This window comes from uncultured Abiotrophia sp. (assembly GCF_963520105.1).
GTDB lineage: Bacteria > Bacillota > Bacilli > Lactobacillales > Aerococcaceae > Abiotrophia.
The window spans coordinates 1-16,414 of the sequence record NZ_CAUQPN010000005.1; the positions used below are offsets into that span (position 1 = coordinate 1).

The following is a 16,414-nucleotide window of genomic DNA, read 5'->3' on the forward strand; positions in this document are numbered from 1 at the left end:
CAGAGCGCATGACTGTTAATCATGATGTCGTAGGTTCGAGCCCTACTTGCGGAGTTGGTTAGCTGGAGAGTTGTCCGAGCTGGCCGAAGGAGCACGATTGGAAATCGTGTAGGCGGGTAACACTGTCTCATGGGTTCGAATCCCATACTCTCCGTTAATATGGTCCGTTGGTCAAGTGGTTAAGACACCGCCCTTTCACGGCGGTAACACGGGTTCGAATCCCGTACGGATCATAATTAATTTAAATATTAATTAAATAACCTGGAGGTTTAGCTCAGCTGGGAGAGCATCTGCCTTACAAGCAGAGGGTCAGCGGTTCGATCCCGTTAACCTCCATTTCCAAAATGGTTCCGTGGTGTAGGGGTTAACATGCCTGCCTGTCACGCAGGAGATCGCGGGTTCAAATCCCGTCGGGACCGTATTGGCTTGGTAGCTCAGTTGGTAGAGCATTTGATTGAAGCTCAAAGTGTCGGCGGTTCGATTCCGTCCCAAGCCATTGGAGGGATAGCGAAGTGGCTAAACGCGGCGGACTGTAAATCCGCTCCTTAGGGTTCGGCAGTTCGAATCTGCCTCCCTCCATTAATTATAGTAGGGAAGAACATGCCCTCCTTTTTAGGGACATAGTTTAACGGTAGAACAACGGTCTCCAAAACCGTTAGTGTGGGTTCGATTCCTACTGTCCCTGTTGTGCTATTATGGCGATCGTGGCGAAGTGGTTAACGCATCGGTTTGTGGCACCGACATTCGGGGGTTCGATTCCCCTCGTTCGCCTATTTTATATTATCATTGGGGTATAGCCAAGCGGTAAGGCAACGGACTTTGACTCCGTCATTCGTTGGTTCGAATCCAGCTACCCCAGTTTTTTTTATATAGAAATGGCGGTATAGCCAAGTGGTAAGGCAGAGGTCTGCAAAACCTTTATCATCGGTTCAAATCCGTTTACCGCCTTTACATGCCGGCGTGGCGGAATTGGCAGACGCGCTGGACTCAAAATCCAGTGCCCGCGAGGGCGTGCCGGTTCGACCCCGGCCGCCGGTATTCTTCCATCAGAAATGATAGGAAAGCATGAGTCAAAAAGAACCTTGAAGATTACTTCAAGGTTCTTTTTGTATATTGGGTTAATAGAGCCAATAAAAGAGCCCTAGCAAGCGCCAGGGCTAAAGGCAAGATTACATGCCTTCGTGCATTGTACGGTTGATAACGTCCAATTGTTGTTCGCGGGTCAATTTGTTGAAGTTAACAGCATAACCAGATACACGAATAGTCAATTGAGGGTAGTTTTCTGGATGTTCCATAGCATCCATTAAAGTATCCCGGTCAAATACGTTGATGTTAAGATGGTGACCGCCTTTTTTGGAGTAACCGTCCAACAGAGCAACTAAGTTTTCGCAACGTTCCTTACTCGCTTTTACCATAAAAAACACCTCTTTGTGATTTTGATAACTATATTATACCATAAATACTGAGAAAGCGCAACAACTGTTGTTATCATAGACTTGCTACTTGTTTAGACTTAGTGTAAAAAGTAGCGATATTGACTAATAAGATATGGCATATTTTCATAAAAATTCATTGATTTAACAACAAAACCACTGAGATGAGGGCCGGTGGTTTTTCATAAAGAAACTGTGCTAATTTTTTCTTGCCAAATTATCGGGTAATTGATACGATTCTTTGAGACTGCCTGTTTGGATCAGGCTTGAGGCATGGAGGTTACGATAGGCGCGTGGTGTCATTCCGACTGCCTCGTGGAATTTATTGGAGAAGTAGGAGACGGAATTGAAACCAACCATCTCGGTAATTTGTAATACAGTGTAATTGGTAGTCAGTAGGAGTTCTTGGGCCTGCCCTAGGCGAACCTGATTGAGGTAGTTGATAGGTGAGAGGCCGAGTTCTTCCTTAAATTGGTGGGATAAGTGGAAGCGAGAAACATGGGCTCGCTCTTCTAATTGCTCAAGATTAATGTTCTTGGAGAAATGGTTATCGATGTAGTGCTTAGCTAAGCTGACACTGGCAGATAAAGGCGTCTCCCGTGCCATAGCTAGCTGGCTATTAGCTACATTATTAAGTCTAAGAATCAAGGAATTAATTAAATGGTCGATGATTTGGCTAGAGTAAGGCTGATTTAACTCACATTCTGTCATCACTTCACGGATAAGACGATAGAACTGATGGTTACTGTCTTCGAAGCTAAATAGACCATTATCTGTAGCATGAGAGGGTAGGATAATCTCTGGCCCCTTGATTCCTATTACTAGATACTTGAGTGGGTAGATAAGGGAGGTATGCTCCGTATGCTCGATGAAGGGGTTGACCAGTAGGAGAGAGTGTTTGTGGATGGGAGTCCTCCCGAATTCAGTTAGCAGATAACCAGATCCGTCCAAACAATAGAAAATTTCGGCGAAATTGTGGTGATGCATAGTGGAATGCCAGTTAGCATCATAGGAGACAATATTAACTGATAGAACCTGGAAATGATTTTGACTGACTTCTTCAGGCTGATGGGTGATGGTGTAGCGAATATACATGTGGGGACACTCCTTAAAGTTATTAAAACGCTATCATTTATCTAGTTACATTATACAACAATCCGCAAGAATCTGCAAGTTTACAACAAGAATCTGCAAGTAAAACGGTTGCACCTATGGTATGATAAGAGTGTAAGATCCAATAAAATTTATAAGGAGTGTTTTACATGAAAAAAGCTTTAGTATCAGCAGCTGCTTTAGCTTGTGCTTTGCCAAGTTTCTTCGGAGTTGCCAATGTGTCAGCCGAAGAAAAGGTGACCTTAGACTTCGCAGCCATCGAAACAGCTTATGGGACCAAGTTATGGCCAGAAATCATTGAAGCCTATAAGCAAGTCAATCCAAATGTCGACATCAAGTTGACCATGGAAAAAGAACTCGAAGATGCGATCACCCCACGTCTCCAATCTGGTGACTACCCTGACGTAGTGCTCTTAGCACAAAGCCGTAAGAAAGCTTTGCCAGAGACCTTAATCAAGGATAAGGCTTTAGCTGACTTGACTGATGTCTTGGATATGAAGGTCCCAGGCGAAGATAAGACAGTTAAGGAAAAACTCTTACCAGGCTTTACTGATTCTACGTCAACCAACCCTTATAATGATGGCAAGACTTACTTAATGCCAATGTTCTACTCTCCAACAGGTCTCTTCTATAACAAGGCCCTCTTCAAAGCAAAAGGCTGGGAAGTACCTAAGACTTGGGATCAAATGTGGAAATTAGCTGAAGAAGCTAAGAAAGAAAACATTGCCCTCTTCACCTATCCAACAGCAGGCTATTTAGACACCTTCTTCTCTAGCGTAATCTACTCCGCTGGTGGGGCAGAACTCTTCAACAAAGCCATGAACTACGATCCAGAAGTTTGGTCTGGCGCTGATTTAACCAAGGTCTTCGAAACTTTAGGTGAGTTAGCTAAGAACACAGAAGCAACTACTGTAGCCAATGCTAACAAAGACGGCTTCACTAAGAACCAACAAGCAGTCCTAGACAACAAAGCCCTCTTCATGCCAAACGGTAGCTGGGTAGTGGACGAAATGAAAGATGCACCACGTGCTGACGGCTTCGAATGGGGCATGGCAGCTGTGCCAACCCTCAAAGAAGGCGGCAAACAATACGCTTATACCTTCTTGGAACATATCTGGATTCCAAAAGAAGCTAAACAACAAAAAGCAGCCAAAGAATTCATTGCCTTCCTATACTCTGACAAGGCAGCTGAAATCTTCGCTAAACACGGGGCTGTTCAACCAGTTAAAGGTTTGATCAGCAAGTTACCTGCTGAAAAACAAGTCTTCTATAAAGTCTATGACGAAGGCGTATTACCAGGTTTAGGTGGTTTCGTATCTGCTGAAGCCATCGAAGGGGTAGACCTCAAGGCAACACTTTATGAAGCATTTAACTCTGTAGTATCAGGTGACCTCAGTGTGAAAGATTGGCAATCAAACGTCGTAGAAGTAATGAAACAATTCCACGACAGCATCAGCCACTAATGCTAGCTTAAGCATTGACATAGTGCCCACTTCCGCCTTGGTGGGAGTGGGACTTTTATTGATAACGCACGTGTTGATGCCTCTTATGAGCCAGGGTCATACTTATAAGAGACGCCAGCACGGCGATTTAGAAAGGAGTACTTATCATGAATTCAAAAGCATCCAAAACCCGCTTTGCCTTGATTTGCGTGATACCTGCGACCCTCTTGTTCGCCCTCTTCATGTTGTATCCGACATTTCAAGTCTTTCGCATGTCTCTCTACAAGTGGGGTGGATTCTCAGCTAAAAAGACTTTCGTTTATTTCGATAACTTCGTTAAGTTGTTTAACGACACCAAATTTATCCGGGCCTTCCAAAATACCATTGTCTTAATTGTGCTGGTGACCATTATTACCCTAGCCATTGCCATTCTCTTCGCTTCGATTCTATCGACAGAGAAAATTAAGGGGCAAAACTTCTTCCGGGTAATTTTCTATATTCCAAATATCTTATCCATCGTTGTTATTTCCGGGATTTTCTCCGCCATCTATGACCCTAACAACGGGATGTTAAATTCTTTCTTGGCAATCTTCAGAGGGGAGCAGGCTCCACCGATTCTCTGGTTGGGGGACAAGCAGTTGGTGCTCTATGCCTTGATTGGTGCTTTAGTATGGCAGGCTATTGGTTATTACATGGTCATGTACATGGCATCAATGGCCAATATCCCAACTTCCTTCTATGAAGCAGCAGATTTAGATGGGGCGGGTAAGGTCAAGCAGTTCTTCGCCGTGACCCTGCCACTAGTCTGGAATAACATTCGGACCACCTTGACCTTCTTCATTATTTCTACCATCAACCTCAGCTTCCTCTTGGTTCAAACCATGACCAGTGAAGGGCCAAACGGGGCCTCCTCGGTAGTCTTATCCTACATGTATGGGCAAGCCTATACCAACTCATCCTATGGCTACGGGATGGCCATTGGGGTTGTCATCTTCATCTTCTCCTTCGTCTTGTCAGCGGTCGTTAGTGCCGTAACCAAGCGGGACATTCTTGAATACTAGAAAGGAGCCAGTCAAATGAGTCGTTCAACGAATCGTTTATACAAGATTTTTATCTACTTAGTGCTGTCGCTCCTGGCTATATCGATTATTGTGCCAGTGGGCTGGGTCTTTCTGGCCTCGCTTAAGGAAAATTCAGAATTCTACCGTTCGCCTTGGTCCTTGCCAATGGGGCTCTACTGGCAGAACTTTGTCGATGCCTGGAATCGGGCTAGCATGGGGGCTTATGTCTTCAACTCGGTAGTCGTAACGGCTATGGCTTTGGCGCTTCTCTTAGCCTTGGCCTTGCCAGCCGCCTATGTTCTAGCTCGTTTTGAATTCCCAGGCCGTGGCCTTTTACGTCAACTCTTTAAGGGTGGACTCTTCATCAACGTTAACTACATTGTAGTACCTATTTTCTTGATGTTGGTCGATGCCAAAAAAGGCTTTGCCATGATGCCAGAGCTCTTAAACAACCGCTTCATCCTAGCCTTGGTATATGCGGCAACTTCTCTGCCATTTACCATCTATCTCTTGTCTAGCTACTTCATGACCTTACCGTCAACTTTTGAAGAAGCGGCTTCAATCGATGGGGCCAATCATTTTACAACTATGATGCGGATTATGATTCCTATGGCTAAACCAAGTATTATCACGGTTATTCTCTTTAACTTCTTGGGCTTCTGGAATGAATATATCATTTCCTTTACCCTGATGAATAAACAAGAGTTACGAACCCTGCCAGTGGGTTTGATGAACTTAATGGCAGCGCAAAATGCGGCACAACAATACGGTCAACTCTACGCCGGCATGGTCATGGTCATGTTGCCAACCCTCATCCTCTATATTTTCGTTCAGAAGCGTCTGACCGAAGGGATGACAGCGGGCGGTTCCAAGGAATAAGACAAGCCTTGATAGTGAGACTTAGATGAAGGAGATGTAGTAAATGGCCAAATCAAAAGGCAGACTTACTTTACCAAGTGAGCGCAATTTCCTTGCGCAAACTCAAGAATTATTAGATCGCTGGGGGGCTGATGCCATCCGCGATTCCGATGGGACCAAATTAGAAGAGGCAGTCAAAGATTTAGATGCTTCTATCTATACAACCTATTTTGTAGCTCGAAATCATAATGATTTTATCAAAGACCATATGGAAGAGTGCCAACAACTCTATTTGATGTCACCCTTCCATACCGCAAGCAAAGAAAGCTTAGCCATTGATTTCATGCAGGGCTACTATCGGGAACAAGTAGTACCTGACTATCATCATGATCCTAAGGAGTGGTGGGAAGTCATTAACCGCACCACTGGCCAAGTAGTCCCAAGCAGCCAGTGGCAGGTGGATCAAGAGCAGGACCTAGTGATTGTGGAAGGGACTGAGCCCTTCCATGAATATACGGTTTCCTTCTTAGTTTATAAGATTTGGGACCCAACTCAAATGTATAACCATATCACCAATAATTGGGGAGACTCAGTGGCTCATGATATTCCTTTTGATGTGCGTCAGCCACATTCCAACCGCTTCGTGTCAGACTACCTCAGACGTTGGTGCCAAGAGAATCCTAAGTCGGATGTGGTCCGCTTTACCACCTTCTTCTACCATTTCACCCTGGTCTTCAATGACAAGGCCAAAGAGAAATTTGTCGACTGGTTTGGCTATGGAGCTTCTGTATCACCAGCAGCCATCCTAGCCTTCCAAGAAGCCAAAGGTTATCGTCTGAGACCGGAAGACTTTGTTGACCAAGGTTACTATAATACGGCTTTCCGCGTGCCTTCTAAGGCTTACTTAGACTATGTCGATTTCCAAAGTCATTTTGTGGCCCAAGAAGCCAAGAAGTTAGTGGATATTGTCCATGAAGCTGGCAAGGAAGCCATGATGTTCCTAGGCGATAACTGGATTGGGACCGAACCTTATGGCCCTTATTTCAAGGATATTGGCTTGGACGCAGTAGTTGGGTCAGTCGGCGGCGGGGCAACCTTGCGAATGATTGCCGATATTCCACATGTTAAATATACCGAAGGTCGCTTCCTGCCATACTTCTTCCCAGATACTTTCTATGAAGGAAATGATCCGACCATTGAAGCCAACGAGAATTGGCTAACAGCACGCCGGGCCATTATGCGTAAGCCCGTTGACCGGATTGGTTATGGGGGTTATCTCAGTCTCGCCTATAAATTCCCTAAATTTGTTTCCTATATCGAAGAAGTGGCGGATGAATTCCGAGATATCTACGCCATTGTCAAAGACACCAAGCCTTATGTGGGGCTAAAAGTAGGGATTCTCAATGCTTGGGGGGCACTTCGGACCTGGCAAACGCACATGGTGGCGCATGCCTTGCACTATAAGCAAATCTACTCCTATCTGGGGATTCTAGAAGCCCTCAGCGGTGCGGCGGTTGAGGTAGTCTTCTTGAGTTTTGACCAGGTGATTGCTGACGGTGTGCCGGCAGATGTGGACGTCTTAATTAACGCAGGCGATGCCGGAACCGCCTTTAGTGGTGGTCAACATTGGGCACGTCCAGAATTGTTAAGTGCCATTCGTCGCTTCGTCTACCAAGGTGGCGGTTTGGTGGGCGTTGGTGAGCCAAGTGCCCATCTCCAAAATGGTCGTTTCTTCCAATTAGCTGAAATTTTCGGGGTGGATAAGGAGTTAGGCTTCTCCCTATCGACTGACAAATACTTCACTCAAGCCCAAGGCAGTCACTTTATTACGGCAGATTTAGTGACTGGTCAGGTGCCAGATTTCGGGGAGTCCATGCATAACCTCTATGCCCTAAGTGAAGAGACAGAAATTTTAGAATACAGCAATGGCGAAGTTCATATGGCGGCACACGATTATGGTCAAGGCCGCGGGGTCTACCTAGCTGGCTTACCTTACAGCATTGACAATACGCGTTTACTCATGCGGGCTCTTTACTACGCTGCCCATAGGGAAGCTGACTTTAATAAATGGCATAGTAGCAACCCAGCTGTTGAGGTTCATGCCTACCCAGCTAAGGGCAAGTATGCAGTTGTCAATAATACCGCTGAGCCACAAGTCACGACTGTCTATGATGGTCAAGGAATTAGCAAAGAAGTTTCCTTGGCTGCGAGCGAAATTCGATGGGAGGAGATTTAGATGTCACATAAAATTCGTGTTCTCATTCGTCTTCTGGTTGCCTTGGTCTGCGTTGGCTTTATCATTCACCTTCAAACCACGGTTAGCCGAGAAAATCTCTTGGGCATGCTCTTAGCTTTGGCTGGTTTGCTAGCGGTGCTCTTTGACTATAACTACGACTTTAACCATCCTAAACGCGACTAAAGGCTGGATGGCTCTACCAAAGGAGAGGAGGAAGGAAAATGAGAAAAGCAATGGGTGTGGATATCGGCGGAACCAAGGTAGCAGCGGCTATCATTGACGAGCAGGGACGTATCACTCACCGTGTTCAAGTGCCCAGCGATACCTCTTCCAGTGAGGCCATGTTAGAATGCGTAGTGGGTGTCATTGACGCCTGCCTAGCAGAGGCGGGGGTGGATGTATCGGATTTGACCGGTATCGGCTTAGGTATACCAGGTAAGGTGGATAGCCTAAACGGGGTAGCTATCTTCCAAAATAATATCCCTTGGGAGAAGTTTCCGGTGGTAGCGCGCCTGGCGAACCGCTACGCCCAAGTGCCAATCGCCATTGAGAATGACGTCAAGGCGGCTGCCTATGCGGAGTATCGATTGGCTGGCATGGGGCCGCTGGATGTGTTCGGCTATTTGACGGTCTCAACCGGGATCGCCTGCACTAATATCGTCAACCATCAGATTATTCGCGGTGATGGCTTCTCAGGTGAAATTGGTTTCTTGCCAGTGCCCTCCTCTACTGGCCTTCGTCCTTTGGAAAGTGTCTGCGCTGGCCCTGGGATTGAGGCCATGGCACGCGCCCTCTATCTGGATGATCGGATTACGGTGGCCCAAGTCTTCGCTCGTGCCCTCAAAGGGGAACAAATTGCCAATGAATTAGTAGACCAAAGTGCCATGGGGGTGGCTATTGGACTCTTCGCTATGATCTGCCTCCTAGATCCTAAAGAAATTGTCATTGGCGGTAGCGTGGCAGTCAAGAATCCATTCTATGTGGAGCGGATTAAGGCGGTCCTAGAGCGTTATGCCCACAAAGAACAAATGCATATTCTGCCTCACATTCGGGTCACAGACCTGGGGGGAGATAACGGAATTATTGGGGCTGGCTTCCTGGTGATGCCCGCCCAGGATATTGAGATCTTTTAAATAGGGGAACTTTAGAGAGGGGGCTAGACACTGAAGTCTAGCCCTCTTGCTCTGATTTTAAGCCTAATAAAAAATCCCATTATATCATATATGATATAATGGGAAATTCTCTTAAAGATGAAGTTTAGCTGCAGCCGCCTTGTCCAAGAGGAGGGTCACATCAGGGTGACGCTGGAGGATGCTGGCTGGCAGGTCAGGGGTCACAGGCCCTTCAACCAGTCCGTAAATAGCATCAGCTTTCTTGTCGCCGTATGCCATGAGGATGATTTTCTTAGCGGCCATGATGGAAGCAATCCCCATACTGTAGGCTTGAGTCGGCACGTCTTCGACACGATCGAAGAAACGTTTGTTAGCCTCAATAGTGGATGGAGTCAAATCGACTAGCTGGGTTAAGCCATCGAATGGCGCCCCAGGCTCATTAAAGCCAATGTGACCGTTAGAGCCAATCCCCAAGATTTGTAAATCAATGGGATTATCTGCTAGGACTTGATTATAGCGTTGGATTTCATAGTCGCTATCAGTTTGGTCCCCGTCAGGCAGATAGGAATGTTTGAAAGGCTTGTGCTGGAAGAGATGTTGGTGCATAAAGTAGTGATAGCTCTTTGGATGGTCGCTAGACAAGCCATAGTATTCATCCAAGTTGACAGAAACTGATTGACTAAAATCTAAATCGGACTCTACTAAGCGTTGGTAGAGCGCTTCGGGAGTCGAACCAGTTGCTAAGCCAAAGGTTTTGGGACCAGTTGCCAGCGCCTGGACGAAAAAGTCAAAGGCCTTATCGGATGCCGCATCGAACTGATCATAAACAAGTATTTCCATGGAATAATACCTCCAAAAATTGCAATAAATTAATCTACCCTTAGTGTACCACAAAAAACATGGTAGCGCTTCATGTACAGACAAAAATTTTTATTTTTGTTACTTAAGACAAGTTTCAGTTTAATTTTGGTCGAAACGCATATTGAAAGAAAAGCCCTTACAGAGTAGAATATAAATATAATGAAAAATCAGTAGAGGAGTTAGGCCATGTTTGAATTAGACAAAGCCGCGTTAGAGGCATTAGGTGCTGAAATTACAACGCGAGAGATCAAGCAACAACCATCTATCTGGCGCGAGACCTATCAATTGTATCTTGACCGTCAGGAAGAAATTAAGGGCTTTATAGGTGCCTTGTTAGAATCTTATGGGCGCCTAGAAGTGATTTTTACAGGAGCAGGGTCATCTGCTTATGTTGGACAAGCCATTACAAATTATTTACGTCAAGTTAACGACGTGTCTCGACTTAACTTCCGTCACGAGCCGACGACGACCATTGTCTCCAATCCGGCGACCGTCTTCCAGGCAGATTTGCCAACCCTTTTGGTGTCCTTTGCCCGTAGTGGTAACTCGCCAGAGAGTGTGGCGGCCGTACAATTAGGCCAGTCCTTGGTCAAGGATTTTTATCAATTAACCATTACCTGTGCGCCAGAAGGCCATTTAGCTAAAGCCGCGCAAGGGGATGACCACAACCTAGTGCTCTTGCAACCAAGTCGCTCCAATGATGCAGGTTTTGCCATGACAGGGAGTTTTTCTTGCATGATGCTCACCGCCTTGCTAGTCTTTGATCCTGCCTCTGATGCCGATAAGGCGGCTTATGTCGACCAGATTGCCAAGATGGCCGAGACAGTCTTGGCTCGCGAAGGTCAACTTCAGGCTTTGATTGCTAAGAATCCACAGCGGGTCATCTATCTGGGTTCGGGTAGCTTTGAAGGCCTGGGTCGTGAAACCCAATTGAAAATCCTAGAGTTAACGGCTGGTCAATTGGCAACCGTCTATGATTCCAGCATGGGCTTCCGTCACGGTCCTAAATCTTTTGTTAACTCTGAGGCCTTGGCGCTAGTCTTTGTTTCCAACCAAGCCTACACCCGTCTCTATGACCAGGATATCCTGGCTGAATTGGCCGGTGATCAGATTGCCCAAGCCGTTGTAGCCATTCAAGTAGGAACCGAGGCTGCGCCTGGGGTAGAGGTCTTTGATTTCGATTCGGTTCACAGTCAATTACCCGATGCCTATCTGGCCTTCCCATATTTAGTAGTCGGTCAGGTCTTGGCTCTGTTGGCGTCTGTTCATGTTCACAACAAACCAGACACGCCATCACCAAGTGGCACGGTCAATCGTGTCGTTAAGGGTGTTACCATTCATCCTTACGCCTAGATAAGAAAGGAAGAATCGTATGAAATACTATGTTTACGCTAAGCAAATTGTGCTCGATGACCAAGTCATTGACAAGGCCTACTTGACCATTGAAGACGGGAAGTTTGGTCCCATCCTGATGGAAGAGCCACAAGATGCTCCAATCAAAGATTATAGTAACTCCATTGTCGCCCCAGGTTTAGTGGACACCCACATTCATGGTTACAAGTCTCATGATGTCATGGATAATGACTTTGAGGGCATTAAGGTGATTTCCGAAGGCCTCCTATCCTGTGGGGTGACCTCTTGGTTGCCAACCACTTTGACCTCTTCTGCTCAATTGTTGAATGATGTCTGCGAAACTATCGGGAATCACTATCAAGAGGTGACCGGGGCTAAGATTCGTGGGATTTTCCTAGAAGGTCCTTTCTTCACTGAAAAATACAAAGGGGCCCAAAACCCTAAATACATGAGCGACCCATCCGTTGAAAAACTAGCCAAATGGCATGAACTATCTCAAGGCTTGGTCAATAAAATTGCCATTGCCCCAGAACGCAAGGGCGTTAAGGAATTCATTGAATTTGCCAAGTCCAAAGGCGTCTATACGGCCTTGGCTCATTCCGACGCAACCTATGAAGAAGCAGCAGCGGCCGTTGAGGCAGGGGCTAATATTTTCGTTCACATCTACAATGGGATGAGCGGGCTTCACCACCGCAACCCAGGTATGGTAGGGGCGGCCCTGAGCCTAGACAAGGTCTTTGCTGAAATGATTTGCGATGGCCACCATGTTCATCCAGCGGCTGCGCGAGTGGTAACACGTGCGAGAGGCCCTCAGGAAACCGTCTTGATTACAGACTGTATGCGGGCTGGCGGTATGGGCGAGGGCCAGTCTCGCCTAGGGGAATTTGAAGTAGTGGTCAAAGATGGGACTGCCCGTCTCAAGGACACCGGCAACTTGGCGGGCTCTATCTTAGAGCTCAAACAAGGGGTTAAAAATGTTGTGGATTGGGGTCTAGTAAGCCCCGCAGAAGCCCTGCGCATGGCCTCTCTAACACCTGCGCAATCGGTTGGCATTGATTCGGTCTGTGGCCGTATTGCCCCTGGGTATGAAGCTGACTTCATCGTAGTTAGCGATCAATTAGAATTAGAAGCGACTTATTTAGACGGCGAGCTCCGTTACCAAGCCTAAAACAAGCCTCATAAAAGGAGAGAACAATGATGAGACAAGTATCAAAAGCCAAATACCAAAAATTACAAGAACTATCGACTGAATCTGGGGTTATCTCAGCCTTAGCCATTGACCAACGTGGTTCCTTGCGTAAGATGATTGCTTCAGGTGGTGGCGTTGAAGATGTGCAACGCGCTGTTGAAGACTTTAAGATTGCCATTTCCGAAGAATTGACACCATACGCATCGTCTATTCTCTTAGATCCAGAGTATGGCTTACCTGCGGCTGCACGTCGTTCAATCGCCGCGGGCTTGCTCTTAGCCTATGAAGAAACAGGCTATGATGCCTCTGAACCTGGTCGTTTGCCAGACTTGTTGCCTGAGTGGTCTGCTTACCGCCTCAAAGAACAAGGGGCAGATGCGGTTAAGTTCCTGCTCTACTATGATGTGGATGAAGATGAAGCGATTAATGAACGCAAACACGCCTTCGTTGAACGAATCGGATCTGAGTGTGAGGCGGAAGATATTCCTTTCTTCTTAGAAATTGTCTCCTATGATGCGACCCTCAATGATGAGAAAGGGGCGGAATTTGCTAAAGTAAAACCTCATAAAGTGTTGGAAGCCATGAAGATTTTCTCCCACAAACGTTACCATGTTGATGTCTTGAAGGTAGAAGTGCCTGTTAATATGAAATTTGTGGAAGGTTTTGCGGAGGGGCAAGTAGTCTATAGCCGTCAAGAAGCTCTCAAACTCTTTAAAGAACAAAGCGAGGTAACCCATCTGCCATACATCTACCTCAGTGCAGGTGTCTCTGCGCAACTCTTCCAAGAAACCCTGGACTTCGCCAAAGAAGCAGGTGCAGAATTCAATGGGGTACTCTGTGGCCGTGCAACTTGGAAGGATGCTGTGCCAATCTTCGCCTCAGAAGGTGATCAAGCTTGCCGTGACTGGCTAGAATCGCAAGGTAAGGCTAATATTGAAGCCCTTAACCAAGTCTTAGCGCGCACCGCAACACCGTGGACTAAGCGCTTGTCTGTCTTAGATTAAGTGAGCGAATACTAGACATCCTCTCCTCTCCGTGAGGAAGGGGTGTCTTTTTGTGTCTAGCGAATATCCTTAGTTTTTCTTAGGTTTTTGTGGTAGAATGAGGAGGTAAAGAATATCAAATACCTACTTGAATGTTACTTAACCAAGTAGAGCTAGGAGGAAAAGCATGGAGTTAATCGGTCTAAAAAAATGTTCGACCTGCCGGGAGGTAGAGCGACTACTGGATGCCCAAGGCCTTACTTATCACTATCGTGAGATTAATGTGGATCGTCCTAGCGCTCAAGAGTTAAAAACATGGTATCAGCAGGCTGGTCTCAGCTCAATCAAGAAGCTAGTCAATACTAGCGGACAGCTCTACCGTGGCATGGGCCTTAAAGACCGTTGGGATGACTTAAGCTTGGACCAGCAATTCGAGCTTCTGGCGACCGACGGCATGTTAGTCAAGCGCCCGATTCTGTTGACGGATCAAGGACAGGTCTTTGTCGGACCAGATGTCAAAGCCTATTTAAACCAACGCTAACGCTACTCTTTCCCCACAATAAAGGAGTCAAAGCCTATGAAATTATCACTTAAAAAATGTGCCCTTGCCCTAATCTTAGCCAACCAAGTCTTAGTGGTGCCACAGTCCCTTTCCCGGATTGGTGCGCAAGAACGCCAAGATTTATCGCCTGTAACCCAGTTTGGCTCAGAACAAGCCAGTCAGCCGACGAGCGAAAGTTCCAACTCTAGTGAGTCCTCTAGTCAGCAAGAGGATCCCAACAAAGACTTACCAGAGATTAAAATAGACCAGCCAGAAACAATCCTAACCGCTCTCTATCACGACCAGGCGCGTGTAGTCATGAATGTGGCCTTAATCGATGGTCGTGATAATGGCCAACCTAAGGGGAAAACCTTGGTTACCATCAATTCTGGTGACATGCGTTACTTGCATCAAACAGATTCGCACGCCCTACCTTTTACTGCCATGATGAAGCTATCAGAGGGCAAGGTGACGGCTGCTTGGCAGGCAGTTGAAGACTTGATGGGCTTTGCCAAGCAAGTGGCTAATAGTCAAGCGGAGGCTGTTAAGGATACGGCCCTAGATAAATTAGCTCATCTGGATGAAAGTAAGACCGCTACAATCAAAGATAAATTTGTAGTCTTAGATTCTACAGAACAGGCCCAAACGAGTTATCAAATCAGCCAAGATTGGCAGGCTTTCTATCAAGCGGTTTTGACGGAATGGCTAGCGAGCCAACCCCAACCAAGCAAGAAAGACGGCCAAGTGTTAAGCTATGAATTATCGGATGAGGCTGGCAAGCAGTGGACGGCTATTATGAAGAAGCATCAAGCCGATTTTCCAAGACTTAAAGAGACCTTTGATTTGTTCACAGATGATTACGATGGGACCATCAGCTTGGACTATGCCAATAAAAAAATCTCAGTTGGCTTGATTCAAGGCAAGGTGGCGCTAGAGTACCATTTAGACATGAAAGCTGCGTCACTGACGGAACCGACAGGGGATGCAGTCTTAAGTCAAGCACAATTCAATGAAATCTTAGGTGCAGACTGGTTCCAAGGTCTTATCCAACTGGAAAAATTGATTAACTAAGCAAGAGGAGATGAAGGCGCATGTGGCAAAGAATGAACCAAGCCTGGCAAGATCCTGTTAAGGGCAGCTGGTGGAAGGTGCTTTTGCTGATTGGTGCCTATCTGGTCAGCCAAATTTTGGCCGAGTGGGGATTGATACAGTATGGTCTGGCTCAATCAGGAATCGACTCCTATGACTTAGTAGGTGCCGATTTAAGTGACTTGGTCTATATACATCCTTGGGCTTTTGTCATTCTGGAGGCCATAGCTTTAGTGGTTTTAATCCTAGGGGTCTCTATTTGGGGCTTTAAGCTCTTTGATTGGACACTCAATAAATGGAAGCTCCTAGTCGGAGGTTTTGCTATTTACGGGATTATGTATTGCTACCTGACAATTTATGACCAAGTCCTGATTGCTTACAACCCAGCCTTTGAGACCACGCAGAATCAGGCGGCCTTGCAAGTATCGACACAGGGTGCCCCTTTCCTCTTAACCTTTTTGTCCTTGGCCATACTGGGACCTATTGTCGAAGAAATTCTCTTCAGGGGCTTGTTGATGAAGTATCTACTGCCCCAGCTACCTTGGCTAGGTCTGGGAATATCCAGTGTCATTTTTGGTCTCCTACATCAACCAGCTAATGCTTTAGAATGGGGCCTCTACGCTGGCATGGGCTTAATCTTAGGACTAACTTATTTGAAAACCAGGAGGCTTGAATATGCCATCTGTGTACATATTATTAATAACTGTGTGGCTGTCATGATGATGCATGGCCTATAAGGAGGGAAGACATGGCAGAATATGAATGTCTAGAAGAACAAGTGATTAGTACGGAATGTGAGCGACTCAAGGAAGTCATGGATCCAGATCAACTGGCTGCACAGGCAACCTTATTCAAGGTTTTGGGTGATCTCAACCGAGTGAAAATTATGCATGTTTTGACGGTCTATGAACGCCTCTGCGTCTATGAAATCTCACGCTTAATCGATGCCACCGTAGCGACGACTTCTCACCATCTGATTACTTTACGGAAGCATGGGATTATTCGCTCAGAGAAGGAAGGTAAGCATGTGATTTATTCTTTGGATAGCCAATTGGTTTGCAAATTCATTGATTTAGCTAATCGCATGCGAGGACGCTGTCCAAAATGTGGGAAGATTCATGAATGCTAGTCATCAAGATTAGA

16 protein-coding genes and 11 tRNA genes are annotated in these 16,414 nt (G+C 46.3%); 24 read left to right on the forward strand and 3 right to left on the reverse strand.

The genetic code is table 11. From position 1 onward, the window contains the following. Positions 1-64: 64 nt before the first annotated feature. From RWO08_RS06025 to RWO08_RS06075, 11 genes are all read left to right on the forward strand, one after another. Positions 65-154, forward strand: a tRNA-Ser gene (locus RWO08_RS06025). 7 nt (positions 155-161) lie between these two features. Further along, positions 162-233: transfer RNA gene (locus tag RWO08_RS06030), tRNA-Glu, on the forward strand. Between the two features lie 30 nt (positions 234-263). Continuing rightward, positions 264-336: transfer RNA gene (locus tag RWO08_RS06035), tRNA-Val, on the forward strand. Positions 337-346: 10 nt separating this feature from the next. Continuing rightward, positions 347-419 (forward strand) — tRNA-Asp (locus RWO08_RS06040). A 4-nt stretch (positions 420-423) separates the two neighbouring features. Further along, a tRNA-Phe gene (locus RWO08_RS06045) sits at positions 424-496 on the forward strand. Between the two features lie 2 nt (positions 497-498). Then, a tRNA-Tyr gene (locus RWO08_RS06050) sits at positions 499-579 on the forward strand. Positions 580-614: 35 nt separating this feature from the next. Further along, a tRNA-Trp gene (locus RWO08_RS06055) sits at positions 615-685 on the forward strand. Between the two features lie 13 nt (positions 686-698). Next, positions 699-771, forward strand: a tRNA-His gene (locus RWO08_RS06060). Positions 772-787: 16 nt separating this feature from the next. After that, a tRNA-Gln gene (locus RWO08_RS06065) sits at positions 788-859 on the forward strand. Between the two features lie 18 nt (positions 860-877). Then, a tRNA-Cys gene (locus RWO08_RS06070) sits at positions 878-948 on the forward strand. Positions 949-954: 6 nt separating this feature from the next. Then, positions 955-1,038: transfer RNA gene (locus RWO08_RS06075), tRNA-Leu, on the forward strand. A gap of 131 nt (positions 1,039-1,169) precedes the next feature. Here the strand turns inward: RWO08_RS06075 and RWO08_RS06080 are convergent. Next, on the reverse strand, positions 1,170-1,424 hold the full coding sequence (locus tag RWO08_RS06080; protein WP_373690440.1) for a glycine radical domain-containing protein: 255 nt from the start codon (positions 1,422-1,424) through the stop codon (positions 1,170-1,172). A 207-nt stretch (positions 1,425-1,631) separates the two neighbouring features. Beyond that, on the reverse strand, positions 1,632-2,528 hold the full coding sequence (locus RWO08_RS06085) for an AraC family transcriptional regulator (RefSeq protein ID WP_314211512.1): 897 nt from the start codon (positions 2,526-2,528) through the stop codon (positions 1,632-1,634). A gap of 167 nt (positions 2,529-2,695) precedes the next feature. On the opposite strand from RWO08_RS06085, the gene RWO08_RS06090 reads away from it, so the two are divergent. The 6 genes from RWO08_RS06090 to RWO08_RS06115 all read left to right on the forward strand — a co-directional run bounded on the left by RWO08_RS06090 (position 2,696) and on the right by RWO08_RS06115 (position 9,276). Beyond that, positions 2,696-4,009 carry a carbohydrate ABC transporter substrate-binding protein gene (locus tag RWO08_RS06090; RefSeq protein ID WP_070755146.1) on the forward strand — a complete coding sequence of 438 codons (1,314 nt, stop codon included), beginning with the start codon at positions 2,696-2,698 and terminating at the stop codon, positions 4,007-4,009. Positions 4,010-4,155: 146 nt separating this feature from the next. Then, positions 4,156-5,049, forward strand: a complete 894-nt coding sequence (locus RWO08_RS06095; RefSeq protein ID WP_291427683.1) for a carbohydrate ABC transporter permease — start codon at positions 4,156-4,158, stop codon at positions 5,047-5,049. Positions 5,050-5,064: 15 nt separating this feature from the next. Beyond that, positions 5,065-5,928, forward strand: coding sequence for a carbohydrate ABC transporter permease (locus RWO08_RS06100; RefSeq protein ID WP_070755148.1), 864 nt, complete (start codon positions 5,065-5,067; stop codon positions 5,926-5,928). A gap of 43 nt (positions 5,929-5,971) precedes the next feature. Continuing rightward, positions 5,972-8,143, forward strand: a complete 2,172-nt coding sequence (gene gnpA, locus RWO08_RS06105; protein WP_314211513.1) for a 1,3-beta-galactosyl-N-acetylhexosamine phosphorylase — start codon at positions 5,972-5,974, stop codon at positions 8,141-8,143. Continuing rightward, positions 8,144-8,326, forward strand: coding sequence for a DUF6903 family protein (locus tag RWO08_RS06110; RefSeq protein ID WP_070755150.1), 183 nt, complete (start codon positions 8,144-8,146; stop codon positions 8,324-8,326). Positions 8,327-8,364: 38 nt separating this feature from the next. Next, positions 8,365-9,276 (forward strand): ROK family protein, encoded by a 912-nt coding sequence (locus tag RWO08_RS06115; RefSeq protein ID WP_306486352.1) that lies wholly within the window; start codon positions 8,365-8,367, stop codon positions 9,274-9,276. 111 nt (positions 9,277-9,387) lie between these two features. On the opposite strand, the gene RWO08_RS06120 is transcribed toward RWO08_RS06115, so the two are convergent. After that, positions 9,388-10,095, reverse strand: coding sequence for a glucosamine-6-phosphate deaminase (locus tag RWO08_RS06120; RefSeq protein WP_070755152.1), 708 nt, complete (start codon positions 10,093-10,095; stop codon positions 9,388-9,390). A gap of 207 nt (positions 10,096-10,302) precedes the next feature. On the opposite strand from RWO08_RS06120, the gene RWO08_RS06125 reads away from it, so the two are divergent. The 7 genes from RWO08_RS06125 (at position 10,303) to RWO08_RS06155 (ending at position 16,400) form a co-directional block, all read left to right on the forward strand. Continuing rightward, positions 10,303-11,469 (forward strand): SIS domain-containing protein, encoded by a 1,167-nt coding sequence (locus RWO08_RS06125; protein ID WP_314211514.1) that lies wholly within the window; start codon positions 10,303-10,305, stop codon positions 11,467-11,469. Between the two features lie 19 nt (positions 11,470-11,488). After that, complete coding sequence (nagA, locus tag RWO08_RS06130; RefSeq protein WP_314211515.1) at positions 11,489-12,637, forward strand: N-acetylglucosamine-6-phosphate deacetylase; 1,149 nt, start codon at positions 11,489-11,491, stop codon at positions 12,635-12,637. A gap of 29 nt (positions 12,638-12,666) precedes the next feature. Then, positions 12,667-13,662, forward strand: coding sequence for a tagatose-bisphosphate aldolase (gene lacD / locus RWO08_RS06135; RefSeq protein ID WP_291453626.1), 996 nt, complete (start codon positions 12,667-12,669; stop codon positions 13,660-13,662). A 166-nt stretch (positions 13,663-13,828) separates the two neighbouring features. After that, positions 13,829-14,182, forward strand: a complete 354-nt coding sequence (locus RWO08_RS06140) for a Spx/MgsR family RNA polymerase-binding regulatory protein (RefSeq protein ID WP_306486350.1) — start codon at positions 13,829-13,831, stop codon at positions 14,180-14,182. A 36-nt stretch (positions 14,183-14,218) separates the two neighbouring features. Further along, positions 14,219-15,253 (forward strand): hypothetical protein, encoded by a 1,035-nt coding sequence (locus RWO08_RS06145; RefSeq protein ID WP_306486348.1) that lies wholly within the window; start codon positions 14,219-14,221, stop codon positions 15,251-15,253. A gap of 20 nt (positions 15,254-15,273) precedes the next feature. After that, on the forward strand, positions 15,274-16,008 hold the full coding sequence (locus RWO08_RS06150) for a CPBP family intramembrane glutamic endopeptidase (RefSeq protein ID WP_314211516.1): 735 nt from the start codon (positions 15,274-15,276) through the stop codon (positions 16,006-16,008). Between the two features lie 11 nt (positions 16,009-16,019). Next, the gene (locus RWO08_RS06155; protein ID WP_070755159.1) at positions 16,020-16,400 is read left to right on the forward strand and encodes a helix-turn-helix transcriptional regulator; all 381 of its coding nucleotides are present in this window, start codon (positions 16,020-16,022) and stop codon (positions 16,398-16,400) included. Positions 16,401-16,414: the final 14 nt, after the last annotated feature.